Origin of the sequence: Pseudarthrobacter sp. NPDC058329 (assembly GCF_042879835.1) — a bacterium.
Classification (GTDB): Bacteria; Actinomycetota; Actinomycetes; order Actinomycetales; family Micrococcaceae; genus Arthrobacter.
This window is the reverse complement of sequence record NZ_JBHVZR010000014.1, coordinates 26,382-41,165: the sequence shown is the minus strand read 5'-3', so window position 1 is coordinate 41,165 and position 14,784 is coordinate 26,382. Positions and strand designations below refer to the sequence as shown.

13 protein-coding genes, 1 tRNA gene, 1 other RNA gene and 1 pseudogene are annotated in these 14,784 nt (G+C 66.3%); 10 read left to right on the top strand and 6 right to left on the bottom strand.

Annotated elements, in window-relative coordinates; all coding sequences use genetic code 11:
- Window positions 1–27: 27 nt before the first annotated feature.
- Window positions 28–1,089 (bottom strand): glycosyltransferase family 4 protein, encoded by a 1,062-nt coding sequence (locus tag ACFVYC_RS16645; RefSeq protein ID WP_387552303.1) that lies wholly within the window; start codon window positions 1,087–1,089, stop codon window positions 28–30.
- Window positions 1,090–1,315: 226 nt separating this feature from the next.
- Here ACFVYC_RS16645 and ACFVYC_RS16640 point away from each other — a divergent pair, with 226 nt between their 5' ends.
- Together ACFVYC_RS16640 and ACFVYC_RS16635 are read left to right on the top strand one after the other, a co-directional pair.
- Window positions 1,316–2,014 carry a DsbA family oxidoreductase gene (locus ACFVYC_RS16640; protein WP_387552301.1) on the top strand — a complete coding sequence of 233 codons (699 nt, stop codon included), beginning with the start codon at window positions 1,316–1,318 and terminating at the stop codon, window positions 2,012–2,014.
- A 36-nt stretch (window positions 2,015–2,050) separates the two neighbouring features.
- On the top strand, window positions 2,051–2,701 hold the full coding sequence (locus ACFVYC_RS16635) for a TetR/AcrR family transcriptional regulator (RefSeq protein WP_387552299.1): 651 nt from the start codon (window positions 2,051–2,053) through the stop codon (window positions 2,699–2,701).
- A gap of 74 nt (window positions 2,702–2,775) precedes the next feature.
- On the opposite strand, the gene ACFVYC_RS16630 is transcribed toward ACFVYC_RS16635, so the two are convergent.
- Complete coding sequence (locus ACFVYC_RS16630) at window positions 2,776–3,450, bottom strand: LytR C-terminal domain-containing protein (protein ID WP_387552297.1); 675 nt, start codon at window positions 3,448–3,450, stop codon at window positions 2,776–2,778.
- On the bottom strand, window positions 3,443–3,742 hold the full coding sequence (locus ACFVYC_RS16625; protein WP_170850843.1) for a type II toxin-antitoxin system VapB family antitoxin: 300 nt from the start codon (window positions 3,740–3,742) through the stop codon (window positions 3,443–3,445). Before ACFVYC_RS16625 ends, ACFVYC_RS16630 begins: the two co-directional genes overlap by 8 nt.
- Window positions 3,743–3,890: 148 nt before the next feature.
- Between ACFVYC_RS16625 and ACFVYC_RS16620 the strand changes: the two genes are divergently transcribed.
- Window positions 3,891–4,820 carry a hypothetical protein gene (locus ACFVYC_RS16620; protein ID WP_387552295.1) on the top strand — a complete coding sequence of 310 codons (930 nt, stop codon included), beginning with the start codon at window positions 3,891–3,893 and terminating at the stop codon, window positions 4,818–4,820.
- A 61-nt stretch (window positions 4,821–4,881) separates the two neighbouring features.
- Window positions 4,882–6,519 carry a stealth family protein gene (locus tag ACFVYC_RS16615; protein ID WP_387552293.1) on the top strand — a complete coding sequence of 546 codons (1,638 nt, stop codon included), beginning with the start codon at window positions 4,882–4,884 and terminating at the stop codon, window positions 6,517–6,519.
- Window positions 6,520–6,528: 9 nt separating this feature from the next.
- Here ACFVYC_RS16615 and ACFVYC_RS16610 read toward each other — a convergent pair whose 3' ends face one another.
- Window positions 6,529–7,458 carry a phosphodiesterase gene (locus ACFVYC_RS16610; protein WP_387552291.1) on the bottom strand — a complete coding sequence of 310 codons (930 nt, stop codon included), beginning with the start codon at window positions 7,456–7,458 and terminating at the stop codon, window positions 6,529–6,531.
- A gap of 189 nt (window positions 7,459–7,647) precedes the next feature.
- On the opposite strand from ACFVYC_RS16610, the gene ACFVYC_RS16605 reads away from it, so the two are divergent.
- A complete protein-coding gene (locus ACFVYC_RS16605) occupies window positions 7,648–8,385 on the top strand; it encodes a hypothetical protein (protein WP_387552440.1) in 738 nt (245 codons plus the stop codon).
- Between the two features lie 140 nt (window positions 8,386–8,525).
- Here ACFVYC_RS16605 and ACFVYC_RS16600 read toward each other — a convergent pair.
- Window positions 8,526–8,879, bottom strand: a pseudogene (locus ACFVYC_RS16600) (M23 family metallopeptidase); the annotation flags it as partial.
- A gap of 34 nt (window positions 8,880–8,913) precedes the next feature.
- Here ACFVYC_RS16600 and ACFVYC_RS16595 point away from each other — a divergent pair.
- Both ACFVYC_RS16595 and ACFVYC_RS16590 read left to right on the top strand, forming a co-directional pair.
- Window positions 8,914–9,243, top strand: coding sequence for a hypothetical protein (locus ACFVYC_RS16595; protein WP_387552438.1), 330 nt, complete (start codon window positions 8,914–8,916; stop codon window positions 9,241–9,243).
- 179 nt (window positions 9,244–9,422) lie between these two features.
- Window positions 9,423–10,364 (top strand): oxygenase MpaB family protein, encoded by a 942-nt coding sequence (locus ACFVYC_RS16590; RefSeq protein ID WP_387552289.1) that lies wholly within the window; start codon window positions 9,423–9,425, stop codon window positions 10,362–10,364.
- 47 nt (window positions 10,365–10,411) lie between these two features.
- Here the strand turns inward: ACFVYC_RS16590 and ACFVYC_RS16585 are convergent.
- Window positions 10,412–10,496 (bottom strand) — tRNA-Ser (locus tag ACFVYC_RS16585).
- A gap of 325 nt (window positions 10,497–10,821) precedes the next feature.
- Between ACFVYC_RS16585 and ACFVYC_RS16580 the strand changes: the two genes are divergently transcribed.
- The 3 genes from ACFVYC_RS16580 (at window position 10,822) to ACFVYC_RS16570 (ending at window position 14,764) form a co-directional block, all read left to right on the top strand.
- A complete protein-coding gene (locus tag ACFVYC_RS16580; RefSeq protein ID WP_387552287.1) occupies window positions 10,822–11,172 on the top strand; it encodes a hypothetical protein in 351 nt (116 codons plus the stop codon).
- A gap of 18 nt (window positions 11,173–11,190) precedes the next feature.
- Window positions 11,191–11,287: signal recognition particle sRNA small type (ffs, locus tag ACFVYC_RS16575), an RNA gene on the top strand.
- Window positions 11,288–11,338: 51 nt separating this feature from the next.
- Window positions 11,339–14,764, top strand: coding sequence for a DNA polymerase III subunit gamma and tau (locus tag ACFVYC_RS16570; protein ID WP_387552285.1), 3,426 nt, complete (start codon window positions 11,339–11,341; stop codon window positions 14,762–14,764).
- Window positions 14,765–14,784 lie beyond the last annotated feature (20 nt).

Here is a 14,784-nt window from a genome sequence, read left to right as displayed (position 1 = left end):
GCGGATTCGGAAGCAGGCTAAACACCCTTACTGATTCTGGTGCACCCGCGCAGGATGCGGAACCCCTCCGGGTCCAGCCCCTTCAAGCAGTTGGCCGTACAGCAGGAGGTGCTCGCTGACCATCCGTTCCTCGCTGAATCGCTCCTCCACTGCCTTCCGGCAGGCCTCGCGGCTGATGCTTCCCGCCATCCCCACGTAGCCGGGCAGCTGCCCGATGTCCCCCAGGTAGCCGGTTTGTCCGTGCTCGACGATCTCGGGCGCCGAACCCGCGGGGGTTCCGATTACCGGGGTGCCGGTGGCGAGCGCCTCGATCATGACCAGCCCGAAGGGCTCCGGCCATTGGATCGGGTTCAGGAACGCGAGTGCTTCCCCCATCAGCCGGTACTTGCTGGCGTCATCCACTTCGTCCACAACGTCGTCGTCCGGCCCCAGGATGGGCTGAACCACGTCACGGAAGAAGCGGACCTCGTCCGGTTGGCGCATCTTGGCCGCTATCCGCAGCGGCAGTCCAACCTGGCGGGCGATCATCACGGCCTCGAGCAGCCCCTTGTCCGGGCATGCCCTTCCCACGAAGCACAGATAGCCCCCGCTGCCGGACCCCACGGGGACCGAGGAGAGGTCCATCCCATGATGGATTACCCGGGTGATCGGAACGTCCGGAGCGTGGGATCCCTGGTTATGGGAAATGGCGATGACCGCTGCGTTCCGGGCGATGGCCCTGTAAATGTCCGCCGCTTCGGGTTCTAGCCGGCAGTGGATGGTGGTCACCACAGGGACCTGCTCCGGCCGATGGGCGTACAAAGGGCCGGCCAGCGTGTGGTCGTGGATGATGTCCGCACTTTCCAGGCCCGCGTAGGCCCGTGCCACGTGGCTGAGTTCGGAGCGGGTGAGGTTCAGCTCGTCCGGGACCGAGGGCCGCATCCCCGGAACCCTTGGCACCGGGCAGGTGCTGTCCGTCGGTGCGGCCAGCAGTACGTCGTGCCCCGCGGCCGCGAAACCGCGGGCCAGGCTGTCCACCACCCGTTCGGTTCCGCCGTACGTCACCGGTGGAATGGGAATCCACGGTCCTGCAACCAGTCCTATCCGCATCCCTGGCCTCCAAGGAGAAATGACAGGCCGGGCTCCCAGCTGGCCGGGCAGTTCCATCCGCGCAACCTTCTCGGGTCCGCGGCCATTTGTTAGGGGTGTTCCGCCGGCTCCTGCTTGGCCGACAATCCGACTATTGCGCACGATCATCCGCACGACAACCCCTACTGTGCGGTATCTAACACTGGTGCGCAGGAATGCCGTGCCAGGCTCCCGGGTTGCCCACAGCATGAAGATTGAAATCTGGTCCGATGTCGCGTGCCCGTGGTGCTACATCGGCAAGCGCCGCTTCGAGGCAGCACTGTCCACCTTCGAGCACCGCGATGCGGTGGAGGTAAAGTGGCGCAGCTACCAGCTGGATCCCGGCCTGCCCGAGCACTATGACGGGACCGAACTGGACTACCTCAGCAGCCGCAAGGGCATGCCACGGCAGCAGGTTTCGCAGATGTTCGACCATGTCGAGCAGCAGGCCAAGGGCGAGGGCCTTAACTACCGATTCGACTCGGTGGTTGTGGCGAACAGCTTCACGGCGCACCGCCTGATCCATTGTGCGGCCGCCCACGGCAAGCAGGATGAGGCCAAGGAGCGCCTGCTCAGCGACCACTTCGAGCACGGCAAGGACATCGGCAGCCGCGCATACCTCACGTCGCTTGCCTTGGACCTTGGCATCGGCACGGACGAGGTGGAGGAACTCCTCACCACGGATAAGTACGCCGACGACGTCCGTTTCGATTTCGAGGAAGGCCGGTCCCTGGGCATCAGCGGCGTCCCCTTCTTCGTCATTGACCGCAAGTTCGGCCTCTCCGGCGCCCAACCGGTGGGGACATTCACCGCCGCCCTCACCCAGGCGTGGCAGGAGGCCAACCCGTTGGTCCTGGTGAACTCCGCCGACGGCGACGCCTGCGGCCCGGACGGCTGCCCGGTCTAGCGCGGATTTGGTGACACTTCGCGGTAAAGTGTCTACATGCCCAGGATTTCAGCGGCCAGCAACGCCGAGCAGCGCGCAGAAACTCAGCGCCGCATCCTTACCGCCTTCGGCGAGCTCCTTTTTTCCCATGGCCTTCCCGGGCTGACCATGACCGATGTGGCCCGCCATGCAGGGGTCGGCCGCACCGCCGTGTACAACTACTACGCGGACATCGAAGAGCTCCTCATCTCCTACGCCCTTGAGGAGACCGAAAAGTTCCTGTCCGAGCTCCGCGAGGCACTTGGCCGCCTGGACAACCCGGTGGAGCGGCTGGCACTGTACGTCCGCGCCCAGGTGGTGGACCTCAGCCGCCGCCACCTGCCGCCGGGGCCGGCGATGGGAGCCGTGCTGTCGCCGTCGTCCTTTGCCAAACTCGCCGACCACGTGGGCGAGCTAAGCGTCCTGCTGCAGGGCATCCTCCGCGACGGAATGGAGCAGGGCTACCTGACGGCAGCGGACATCGGCCAGCAGGCGCAGCTGATCCTTGGCACGCTCTCCTCCAGCGCGGCCAGGGGCAGCGACGAGCCCGCGGAGCTGGAAGCCAGGGTGGCCAGGACCGTGCGCTTTATCCAGCTGGGCGCCGGAGCAAGGTTCGACGACGCCGGACGCCCCGTGCGCGTGGCCCCGCTTCCCGCCGTGGCCGGCTGAGTTGCCCTATCACTTTTGGTCCTTATCAGGCCCGTTTGACAACCCGATCTGATAGCGCATCTGCAGGGCAGGGCTCAGGGAGCGGGCGCGGCGGACGGCATGACCGGCCACTTGTCGTCATCGGCAACCCGGCGGCTTTCGCGCGGGCAGCTAAGGGTGCCAGGCGTCTGGTCAACGAGTTCCGGCGGGGCCAGCGCGCCGTAGTCCTGGGCCAGGATCACATCCACGCTGCCGTCTGTCCTGCCGTCCTGGAAGTAGTCCGAGCCCTGCAGGTTGCGCTGGACGCTGAACGCGGCGGACTGGCCGGCCGCCCCGGACACCACAGCGGCAACGCCCCGGTAGCTGGCCTCCACGTTGGACACCGCCCCCACCACGAACTTGCGGGCAAGGAACTCGTCCGCCACTGACCGCGCCAGCCCCGGCCTGCTGGTGGAGTTGTAGACGTTGAGGTTGATCTTCTCGTGGGGCGTGTAGTCGAAGGTTGCCGTGGGGCAGCTGGTGGCGGTCTCCTCTGCCGGCTCCGCGGCGGGAATCCTGAGGCGCCCGTCGATGATGGCCAGTGCGGTGATAATGGCGGCAACGATCAGTCCAATGAGGACCACCAGCACCACCGCATGCAGCACGCGGCGGCGCACGCGCGCGGTGTCGTCGGCGTCGCCCCCCGCTTCGAAGGTGGCCCGAAGCTCGGGGCCGCTGACAACGTGGTGGCCGTGGAGGACGCTGGCGTCCTGCTGCTTTTTCCTAGCCATCTATGACCAGCACGCGGGCGTGGATCGCGGTGCGCTGGTGCAGGGCGGTCCGGACGGCGCGGTGCAGGCCGTCCTCAAGGTAGAGGGTTCCCTGGTACTGCACCACATGCGGGAAAAGGTCGCCAAAGAAGGTGGAATCTTCGGCAAGGAGAGCCTCAAGGTCAAGGGTGCGCTTGGTGGTCACCAGCTCGTCCAGCCTGACCGGACGCGGGGGCAGCGCAGCCCACTCCTTCGGCGTGTTGTAACCATGGTCAGGGTAAGGGCGGCCCTCGCCCACAGCTTTGAATATCACCATGCCACCCTAGGCACGCAAGGGTCCCAGCGAAAGTAGCAGGCATGCCGCCGGGCAGGTTGTAGCCAAACAGTGACCAACTGCCCTGTGCGGTGACCGTCGCCGCGCCCGCGCCGGGACTTCATGGCGCTGCTGACAGAATGGAGCCATGACAGCCTCCGAGTTCCCAGCCACGTCCACGTCCGGCGAACGCCATCCGGCCACGCCTCCCCTCGCACTGCTGCTGGATGTGGACGGACCGGTGGCAAGCCCCGTGACCCGTGACGTAAAACAGGAAATCATCGGTGACCTCGTGGCGCTTGCCGCTGCCGGCATCCCCGTAATTTTCAACACCGGCCGCTCCGATGCCTTCATCCGGGAGCAGGTCATGGAACCGATGATCGCGGCAGGCATTCCGGCCGGCACCATCATCCACGCAGTCTGCGAAAAGGGCGCCGTCTGGTTCAGCTACACTGCTGCCGGGCCCGGCCCCATCCATGTGGACCGGGAACTGGCGGTGCCCGCAGCCTATGGTGACGACGTCCGGCGGATGGTGGCCGAGGACTACTCGGCGCACATGTTCTTCGACGAGACCAAGCGGGCCATGGTGTCCGTGGAACAGCACATCGAGGTGCCCAGCGCCGAATACCTCGCCGAGCAGAAACTCTTCGACGCCGACGCCATGGACCTGATGGCCCGCCACGGGCTGGGCGTGGTCCGGCTGGACCACCACGCCCCGAATTCCGACGACGAAGTGGACTACCGCGTGGACCCCACCATCATCTCCACGGACATTGAATCAGTACGGCTTGGCAAGGACCTGGGCGCCAGCCGGGCGGTGGAACTGCTCGCCGCCCAAGGCATCACGCCCCAGGCGTGGCGTACGGTGGGCGATTCCCGCACGGACTACGCCATGGCTGACTGGCTCCACCACAACGACCACCCGGTGAAGCATGTGGATGTCCGCCCCGCGGACGGTGTTCCGGACAAGCCATACGCCGTCCTGACCGCCGCCGACCTGGGGCTTGAAGCCTCCGTCATCCACGACGACGCCGGCGGTGCTTTCCTGCGCAGCTGGCGTGAGGCGCTGGGCGCCTAACCCCCTTCCGTACCCCCCGGCAGCCCTGCCCGAAACCTGCTGTTTCCCCCGCGCGGCTATCATGCAGGTAGGAACGCTTACTTTGACGAGCACGGAGACGACCATTACAGAAGCACCGGTACAGGACGAGGTTTACTACGGCAGCCAGGCGTCCGTAGAGGAACAATTTCACGCAGAGGTCACCTCTGCGGCGGCTGAGCAGCGCCTTCGGCACCGCCCGGACGTCATCAGGCACAAAGGCCGCTACGCCCTGATCAACTACAACAGGACGCCCTACCAGGCCATGGTGGAGGACCTGCTGTTCCTGCGCAATGTACTGGCGGAGGCCGGCCTCGAATACCTGCTGGTCCGGGGCAACAATGACCGGCCCGTCATCGCCCTGGACTGGAAGGACCGCAAGAAGCTCCGTGCTGCCCTGGTGGAGGCCTGCCGCGACGAACCGGTCTACTCCATGACGGTGGACGCCAAGAAAAAGGTCTCCGTGCTGGTGGCGGACGGCGAGTTGTCCTCCAACCGGCAGGCACGGATTTTCCGCCTGTACCGCCCCCGCGTCGAACCGGTGGGAGGCTTCGAATTTGGTGCCTCCGCCGGAGTGCAGATCGAGTTGTGGTCCTTCGAAGGGGAGGAACTGATCCTTCCGATCGAGAACTCCCTGACCCGCCGCACCATGCTGCGGCAGGACGCGGTACGCGGCACGGTGGAACGTTACGGCCACACCTGGCCCACCATCGAGAACATGTTCGCCGACCACGCCAGCGACATCAGCTTCGACGTGGACCTGGTGTTCTCCTGGGTGGACGGCAGCTCGCCCGAATACATTGCCGCCCGGCGCGCCCAGCAGAAGGATGTTGTCCTGGGCGAAGGCGACGACCACGAGGCCCGCTTCCGCCAAATCGACGAGCTCAAATACGCGCTGCGGTCCGTCTACTTGTTCGCGCCCTGGATCCGCCGGATCTTCATCGCCACGGACTCCCCCGCGCCGGCCTGGCTTGCAGACCACCCGGCGGTCACGATAGTGCGCAGTGAGGAGTTCTTCTCCGATCCTTCCGTGCTGCCCACCCACAACTCGCAGGCGGTCGAGTGCCAGCTGCACAACATCGAAGGCCTGTCCGAGCACTTCCTGTATTCAAACGATGACATGTTCTTTGGCCGGCCGGTCAGTCCGGATCTGTTCTTCACCCCCGGCGGCATCACCAAGTTCATCGAGGCGGAAACCCGGATCGGCCTGGGCGAGAACGCGGCGGAACGCAGCGGCTTCGAGAATGCAGCCCGGGTAAACCGGAAGCTGCTGTGGAACCGGTTCGGACGAATCACTACGCGACACCTTGAGCACACTGCTGCGCCGCTGCGGCGCAGTGTGGTTTCCAGGATGGAGCGGGAGTTCCCTGAGGAGTTCCGCAAGACCGCGGCCAGCCGGTTCCGCGCCGCGGACAACATCTCCGTCACCAACTCGTTCTACCACTACTACGCACTGCTGACAGGGCGTGCCGTCACCCAGACATCCGCCAAGGTCCGCTACGTGGACACCACCATGCGGACCGGGCTGAACTACCTGCCCAAGCTGCTGTCCAAGCGGAACATGGACTTCTTCTGCCTGAACGACGGCAGCTTCCCGGAGGTGCACGCGGACGAGCGCGCCGAACTGGTCACAGACTTCCTGGAGAAGTACTTCCCCATCAAGGCGCCCTGGGAAAAGTAGGCAGACGGTCTAGCGCCCGGAAGACAGTTCAGCCCGGGCGCTGCTCCGCTGCTTGGTGGTCTCCGGGATACGGATGCCTGCGGCCTCCAGCCGGCGGGCTGTCTCTTCCGGTGGAACGTACTCCCCCACCGTTGTCGAACTGCCCAGCGGGACCACGGAGTGCACGATGGTGTGCTCGTAGACGTGCACCAGGTTGAAGGACTGCCCGGCATCGTGTCCCCGAGTGCCTCCCACCGCAACGTTCAGGTCCTGCGTATAACAGCTGGCGGAAGCCACGGAGACGGGAACACCGGCAAAGCTCGCCGTAGTGGAGTAGTGCAGGTGGCCGGCCAGTATGGTCCTGACATCCGACTTGTGGACCACCGCGGCGAGGGATGCCTGGTCCCGCAGCTCAACCAGGACCGAGAGGTCAAGGACGGAGGGAACGGGCGGGTGGTGGAGCGCCAGGATGGTGCCATCCGGAGCGGGCGTCTCCAGTTCCGCCGCCAGCCAGTCCAGCTGGGCGTCGCTGAGTTCGCCATGGTGAAAGCCCGGCACTGACGTGTCCAAAGTGATGACGCGCAATCCGTTGATGAAGTAGCTGTGGTCCACGGGGGCGTCATTGCCGGGCTGGTCCAGCAGGCCCTTCCGGAAGTTCGCCCGGTTGTCGTGGTTCCCCATCGCCCAAATGACCCTTGCGCCCATGTCCTGGCAGGCCGGCTCCACAATGGCACGCAGTTTCGCATAGGCTTCCGGGTCGCCCTTGTCTGCGAGGTCGCCGGTGAAGATGACTGCCCCCGGCCGCGCCCCGGACGCCTTGACTTCTTCGAAGAGTTGGATGAGCCGCGCTTCGCTGTCAACGACGCCGTACAGGGGGTCCGGACCTCCCATCAAGTGGGGATCGCTCAGGTGGAGAAGGAAGTGGCGCGGCCGGGGATGCTCGGCCTCGATGTGTTCCATTGCAACCTCTGTGGTCGGTGGGAAACGGCGCTTCCCTTGTACCAATCAGTAAGGTTTATCCAATCAGACATTTGGCAAACTTTGGGTAAATCGCCGAAGCCCGTGTGGAAAAAGATAAAAGAACTGCGCCATCGCAGAATTAATTCGGGAAAGGGCTGAGTTCCAGGCCAGCGCTTTTCCACGGCGCCCGTGGCCCTCGCCGCTTTCCTTCTGAACCTGCCTCAGCCCCGGTGGCGTCATGCAGGGTCAGCGGGATCGCGCACAATCGGAGTACAGGTTGGGTCCACCGGAAGTTGCTCTCCGGCGGGATCAGTTGTCGATGCAGCAGGGGACGGCTCGGCGGGGCAGGTGTCCGGCGCCGGGGACGCGGTGGTCGGTGAGGCCGACGGCGTTGACGTAGGCGTTGGCGTGGGCGTCACCGACGGTTCCGAGGGATCAATCGGGACGGGCGGCGGTGTGGTTGTAGGTGTCGGGGAAGGCTCGATCGGCGCGGGGGACGGCGTCGGTGAGGGCGTTGGTTCAGCCGGCGGCGGCGTGACCTCCGTCGGCGTCGGCGTGGGCGTCGGGGTCGGCGTCGTCTCAGTCGGCGTCGGGGACGGCGTGGTCGGGGCGGGCGTCGTCTCAGTCGGCGTCGGGGACGGAGTGGTCGGGGTCGTCTCAGTGGGCGTCGGCGCCGGGGACGGCGACGGCGACGGCGACGAAGCACCCGGCGACGGCGTGGGCGCAGTCGGTGTCGGTGTCGGCGTCGTTGGCGTTGCGGTGGGCGACGACGGACTCGGGCTGCCCGTCGGTGCCGACGCAGTGGGCGACGGAGTCAGCAAATTGCGGGGAGGCGTGGCCGCTGCGGCAGGCCACAGCAACGGCGGAGAGGCGGGCGTCATAGGCGTTCCTGCCTGGATTCCACCGTCGTTATGGTCGTCGTCGTGATCGTGGCTCAGCGGCAGCGCCCAACTGATGGTCCCCTGGGAGGGAGCACCGGAACCCGGCAGGTAGCTTCGCATCTCCCCTGTTGCACCGCCGTCGACGGGCCGCGCAGGCATGAGGCCCCACTTCTGCGGACTCGTGTGACGGCCGTTGAGGATTGTCTCGAAGTGCAGGTGGCATCCCGTTGACCATCCGGTGCTGCCCACCTCGCCGAGGACCTGGCCGGCGTTAATCTCGTCCCCGGAACGGACGGCAATGGCCTCCAGGTGGTTGTACGTGGTGATCAGGCCGTTGCCGTGATCGATCTCCACCCTGTTGCCACCTCCCCAGGGGTGCCAACCTGCAGCACGCACCAATCCGGAGTCCGCCGCGTAGACACTGGTTCCGCAAGGGGCGGCGTAATCCTGCCCCAAGTGGAAGTCGCCCGCGGCCCCGGACAGCGGGCTTACCCGGAAACCGAAGGGTGAGCTCGCGTTCAGCAGAGACAGCGGCGCCATTAAGAATCCGGCCGGCGGCCTGGCAAATCCTGTGGTGCCCACCGATACCGTGGAGTTCTCCCCGCGGTACCCGCCTATCGCAGCATGGGGAAACGTGACGAGCGCATCCGGATTCGTGAAGGCGGTGGCCTGCAGCATCCCGGCACCGACCCTGTCCGACGTCGGCCCGTCCGAGCGGCCGCCGCCGGAAGTGGTTGTCCCCGTGTCAGTCTTGGCGGCTGCGGCGATCGACGCCTCCCGCTCCACCGCACTGCCGGCCAGGTTCAGGGACCAGATGGATAAGGCAACAGCACCAGTGGCGGTCAGGGCGCGCAGCACCGAAACGTTGGGACGCCGCACGTCCGTATGCTTACCCGTTTTCTGATGATTCCCCAATGCCTGTCTCCGTAACTAATCACCGCACCCGAGCTGACGGTTCTCCCATGGGACCACAGGGCCCGGCAGCCTGTGAACCCCGTTTCATGGTGCCGGGCATTACTTGCGAAAACCTTGAGGTATGGGGCCGGCTAACCCACAGGGTTCCCTTGCAGGGCACAATGAAATATGCGGAATTTCCTTGGGAAATGGCAGGACGAACTTAAGAAAACCTTTACGGGCAGGGCTGATGAGGTGCCGGACTGGGTGCCGAAGCTGGCAGAGGGGGACGACCCCGGGTACCACCTGCCGGGTTCGGCTGTGTGGGCGGTGCATGGTTCCATGTCGCCAATCGTTGCCGGAATCCGCACCCTTCTTATGCAGTCCCTGCATCCCGGCGCCCTTGCCGGCGTCCACGAGCACTCGAACTTCCAGGAGGACCCCCTCGCCCGCCTGGCAGCCACCATCCGCTGGATTTTTACTGTTACCTACGGCTCGAAGGCAGCGGCGGAGGAGGCGTCGCGCCGGGTACGGCGCCTGCACGAGCCGGTCCAGGGCAGCTTCGTGGACAATCAAGGAACACCGCGGAACTACAGCGCCAACGATCCGGAGCTTGCCAGTTGGATCCACATCGCCTTTACTGACGCCTTCCTCACAGCCCATGGGCTGTGGGGCGGTCCCATCCCCGGCGGCCCCGACGCATACGTCCGTGAATGGGCCCAGGCCGGCAGGCTGATGGGCGTGCAGGATCCACCGCTTTCGGAGAAGGACATGCGCGCGCAACTGGAGCGGTTTTTCCGCGACGGTGAGCTTCGGGTGGATGGCCGGGTAACAGAAACCGTGACGTTCATCCGCAATCCGCCGCTGCACCCCATGCTTCGGCCCGGCTACCGCGTCCTCTTCGCGGGAGCGGTGTACAGCCTCGAACCGAAGTACCGCCGGATGCTCGGGCTGTCCGTACCACGGCTCGGTCCGTTCCCGCTGCCGGTGAGGCTCGCCACGAAGGTGGTGCTCGTCGTCGTACGCCTAGCACTGGGGCGCCGCGGCCCGAGTGAGCTGGCCGCACGCGAACGGCTCCGCCGGCTTGGCTTCACTGAGGCGGGCGGGCCGGGGCTGGTGAACCTCCGTTAAACGAAAGAACCCGGCCCCGGCAATGCCGGGGCCGGGTTCTTTACCGGCGGAGAATGGGGGATTTGAACCCCCGAGGGCGTTAACCCAACACGCGTTCCAGGCGTGCGCCATAGGCCGCTAGGCGAATTCTCCAGCTGCTTCTGAATCAAAAGCAGATACTAGAGTACCTGAACTTTTCCACTTCGCCCAATCGGGGTGCTTCGCTGGCGCAGAAGCGTTTCCAGCTTCCCCGGGAAGCGGACTCCGGGCTAAGGCTTAACCCAGAAATGGACGCCCCCAATGCGCCCATTCCACCGGAACACCGTTGAGCTGCCGGGTCCGGCTCCGTTCAGCCAGGCCTCACAGCTCACAATCTTGAGATTGCCCCAATCGGTGTACATACCCATGATCATGGGTGGGAGTTGGATAAGCAATGGATTTGCACCCATTGAGGGGCTCTTCCGGCACGATGGGATGCATGACCGAGCTTCATGCACTGGTGGTTTACGTTCCAGGCACCCACACGGAACAGGTCCTCAAGGCCATCGGTGACGCCGGCGCGGGCAGGATCGGCAACTACTCGCATTGCTCCTTTGTTGCCTCAGGCGTTGGCCGCTTCACCGCGCACGACGGCGCCGCACCTTACCTTGGGCGCGTGGGGGCGCCGGAGGAAGTGCCGGAGGACCGGATTGAGTGCGTGGTTGAGCGGCACAAGCTTCCGGCAGTGGTGGCTGCTTTGCGGGCCGCCCACCCCTATGAGGAACCGACTTTTATGAGCTGGCGGGTTGAGGGCTGGTCGCAGTCGGCGGCCGATTCGAGTCACGCCTGAAGTTCGGGTAAAGTAACTGGCGGCCCCTCATGTGGCGTCATCCTGTTGAACTCCCCCAGGACCGGAAGGTAGCAAGGGTAAATGGGCTCTGGCGGGTGCATGGGGGGTCTTTACTATTCCCCCACAGGGCGGCGAACTGTCAGCCCGGATTGGTAGGGTTTTCTCTGTGACAGTTACTACCGCCCTCTACCGCAGATACCGTCCCGACTCGTTCGCTGACGTTATCGGGCAGGAACATGTCACCGAGCCGCTCATGACGGCTTTGCGGAAAAACCGGGTCAACCACGCCTACCTTTTTTCGGGTCCCAGGGGCTGCGGCAAAACCACCTCCGCCCGCATTCTTGCCCGCTGCCTGAACTGCGCCCAGGGCCCCACGGATACCCCTTGCGGCACCTGCCCCAGCTGCGTTGAGCTGGCCCGGGGCGGCTCAGGCTCGCTGGACGTCATCGAGATTGACGCCGCCAGCCACGGCGGCGTTGACGATGCCAGGGACCTTCGCGAGCGGGCCACCTATGCTCCCGTCCGGGACCGCTACAAGATCTTCATCATTGACGAAGCCCACATGGTCACCTCCGCCGGGTTCAACGCCCTGCTGAAGATCGTTGAAGAACCCCCGGAACACATCAAGTTCATCTTTGCCACCACGGAGCCGGACAAGGTCATCGGCACCATCCGCTCCCGGACGCACCATTACCCCTTCCGGCTCGTGCCGCCGGAGCCGTTGATGGCCTACCTGGAACTTCTCTGCAACCAGGAGAACGTCCCGGTCGCTCCCGGCGTGCTCTCACTGGTGATCCGCGCCGGCGGCGGCTCCGTCCGCGACTCCCTGTCGGTCCTGGACCAGCTGATGGCCGGCGCCGGGCCCAACGGGCTCGACTACGAACTGGCCGTGGCGCTCCTCGGCTACACGCACGCGTCATTGCTGGACGACGTCGTTGAGGCTGTCGCGGCGTCAGACTCCGCCACTATTTTCCGCGCCGTGGACAGGGTCATCCAGACCGGCCATGACCCACGCCGCTTTGTCGAGGACCTGCTGGAGCGCTTCCGCGACCTCATCATCGTCCAGGCCATGCCCGAAAGCGCCCAGACCATTCTCCGCGGCATGCCTGCGGACCAGATCGCGCGGCTGAAAAACCAGGCGCACAACCTCGGTGCAGCGGAGCTGTCCCGCGCCGCCGACGTCACTAACACGGCGTTGACCGAAATGACCGGAGCCACATCCCCGCGGCTCCACCTGGAACTCCTGTGCGCCCGCATCCTGCTCCCCAGTTCCGAGCAGAACGAGCGCGGCATGGCTGCCCGGATAGACCGTGTAGAGCGGCGGCTCAACTACGCAGGGACCGACGTCGGTGCTCCCGCCGTCCCAGCGGCCCAACAACCTGAGGCCGCCGTGCGCAGTGCTGCAACGCAGGTGGCTCCCGAACCGGCCGCAGCCGCGCGGGCAGTTCCGGAACCAGTCATACCCCAACCCGCGCCCCCAGCGCCGGCAGCCCCCCAATCCGCCGTTCCCCGGCCCGCCACCCACGAACCCGCGGCCGCCGCGCCGGAACCGGCGCGCGCATCATCGGCGGGCAACACTGCAACGGCCAGCCCGGCCGAGGCGGACAGCCGCGCTCCCCTGACTGCTCCACGGGTCAGCACCAGCGACTGGCCCGTCGAGGCTTCTACGGACTCGCGCCCGGGCCGCGCGGATTCGAGCCCCGGCCCGGGACGCCCCGCCGCCGTAATACCTGCTGCAGGTCCCACAGGCGGTACACCGGCACCAGACACCAGGCAGGCTGCGGCTGCACAGGCCGCCCCTGCTGCGGCCCGGCCGGAACCGGCGCCTGCCGGCTCCGTTCCCGCCGTGGCTCCTACCGCCATGGGCGACGTGGAAGTGCTGCGCCGGGCGTGGCCGGATGTCCTGCAGACGCTGTCCAAGATCAAGCGCAGCACCTGGGCACTTGTTGAACCCAATGCACAGGTCAGCGCGTTCGACGGCCAGATCCTCACACTGTCGTTCGCCACGTCCGGGCTCGCCGGCGCCTTTGGCCGCGCAGACCATTCGGAGAACCTTCGGCAGGCGATCCACAAAACTGTGGGCATCGACTGCCAGATCAACGCGGTGGCCGGCGGAAGCGCCAGCCGGACGAGCTCTGAGCCAAACCCAAAAGCACCCCCCAGCCGGCCCGCCCCGGCACCTTCAACTGAGCCGGCACCTTCAACTGACCCGGCACCTTCAACTGACCCGGCGGCATCAGCTGCCCCTGCAACGTCAGCCGATGTTGCCTGGGGATTGGTACCCGCGCCGGCGTCCCCGGCTGTGGATGCAGCAGCGTTTTCCCAACCTCGGCCCGCACCACGCACCGGTTCATCCCTGGCCCAGGCGGGCGAACCTGCCACCGGCACACCCTCGGCTGACCGCGTCGAAGCTGGCGGCCCCTCCCCGGAGGCGCCTGCACCCGTTGCCGGCCCGTCCTCCGCGCACCGGACGGCAGCCGGCAGCCTGTCCCCGGCTCATCCTCCGGCGGCCTCCCCGCCGGCTCCTTCGGTTCAGCCCGGCTCGTACGCTGGCGCCGGTGACTACTCCTACTCCGACGACGATTGGGGACAGCCCCGGGACGAGGACGCGCCGCCACTGGAAGAGGAACCTCCCCTGGACTGGGACCCTTCCGCGCGGTCCGGCAGCCGCTCCGCTACCGCCCCTGCCAGTGCCGGCACCTCCGGTCCCGCCAGTTCAGGCCGGCATGGCCCACCACCCGGCACAGAGGCCAGCATCCCAACCTCAGCAGCCATGTCTCCAACGGCCGCTCCCCCGGGAGTCGAGGCTCCCGATCCCTGGACCCGTGCCGTTGAGCAGGCACCGGGTGTTTGGGTTGTTGGGGAAGCCAGCAATGTGGGCAGGAACGTACCCGCGGTGGCGCCTGCAGAGGAAGCGGTTGCTGCCCCCTCAGCCACACGCTATGAGCCCGCTGCGGCCCAGGTTCCGCCGTCCATCCCTGTTACCACGGCGGGTTCTTCCGTGGACGCCGAGTGGGGTTTGGCTCCAAGTGCAGCGTCGCCTGCGCTGACAAGCACCCGGGCGACGGTTGCGGAACCGGCGCCCCCTGCCCCCGTCCCCTCAGGCGCGGTTCCCCCGGACGGGATTCCCTCGGGCGGCGCCTCCTTGGGTTCCGCTCCCTCAGGTCCAGCTCCCTCCGGTTCTGCTCCCTCAGGTTCCGCCCCCGAGCCGGCGCGGGAGTACGCCATGGCTTCGGCCGCGCCCGCAGCGGCGCCCGCCCGCACGGCTTCTGCGGCTTCCCCGGCTGCTGCGCCCGCGCAGGGTGCCCCGGCGGCTTCACCTGTTCCTACCGATTCCCCTGCTGCGGCGGGCACCCGGCAAAGCCTTTACCAGCGCCTGTCCAACAGCCCGGAGGCCGAGGCAGGCCGGGCCAAGGCTCCTGCCCGTGCGGTTCCCGCCGCTGCCAGCTATGTACAGGACATCCCCAGCGCCGACGATGAGACCATTGAGGAATCCGGGGTGTTCGGCCGGGCCGCGGTGGAACGAATCCTTGGCGGCAAACTGATCGAAGAGCGTTCCCTGGACGGAAGTCCTGTTGCACCCCGCTACTGATCCAACCACTGTCCACCCAT

Bases quoted from the DNA above. Each gene is read 5' to 3' on its own strand.
- ACFVYC_RS16580 (WP_387552287.1), top strand. From the start codon at position 10,822: ATGACCGAGCTTCATGCACTGGTGGTTTACGTTCCAGGCACCCACACG.
- ACFVYC_RS16630 (WP_387552297.1), bottom strand. From the start codon at position 3,450: ATGGCTAGGAAAAAGCAGCAGGACGCCAGCGTCCTCCACGGCCACCAC.
- ACFVYC_RS16620 (WP_387552295.1), top strand. From the start codon at position 3,891: ATGACAGCCTCCGAGTTCCCAGCCACGTCCACGTCCGGCGAACGCCAT.
- ACFVYC_RS16590 (WP_387552289.1), top strand. From the start codon at position 9,423: ATGCGGAATTTCCTTGGGAAATGGCAGGACGAACTTAAGAAAACCTTT.
- ACFVYC_RS16645 (WP_387552303.1), bottom strand. From the start codon at position 1,089: ATGCGGATAGGACTGGTTGCAGGACCGTGGATTCCCATTCCACCGGTG.
- ACFVYC_RS16635 (WP_387552299.1), top strand. From the start codon at position 2,051: ATGCCCAGGATTTCAGCGGCCAGCAACGCCGAGCAGCGCGCAGAAACT.
- ACFVYC_RS16615 (WP_387552293.1), top strand. From the start codon at position 4,882: ATGCAGGTAGGAACGCTTACTTTGACGAGCACGGAGACGACCATTACA.
- ACFVYC_RS16640 (WP_387552301.1), top strand. From the start codon at position 1,316: ATGAAGATTGAAATCTGGTCCGATGTCGCGTGCCCGTGGTGCTACATC.
- ACFVYC_RS16610 (WP_387552291.1), bottom strand. From the start codon at position 7,458: ATGGAACACATCGAGGCCGAGCATCCCCGGCCGCGCCACTTCCTTCTC.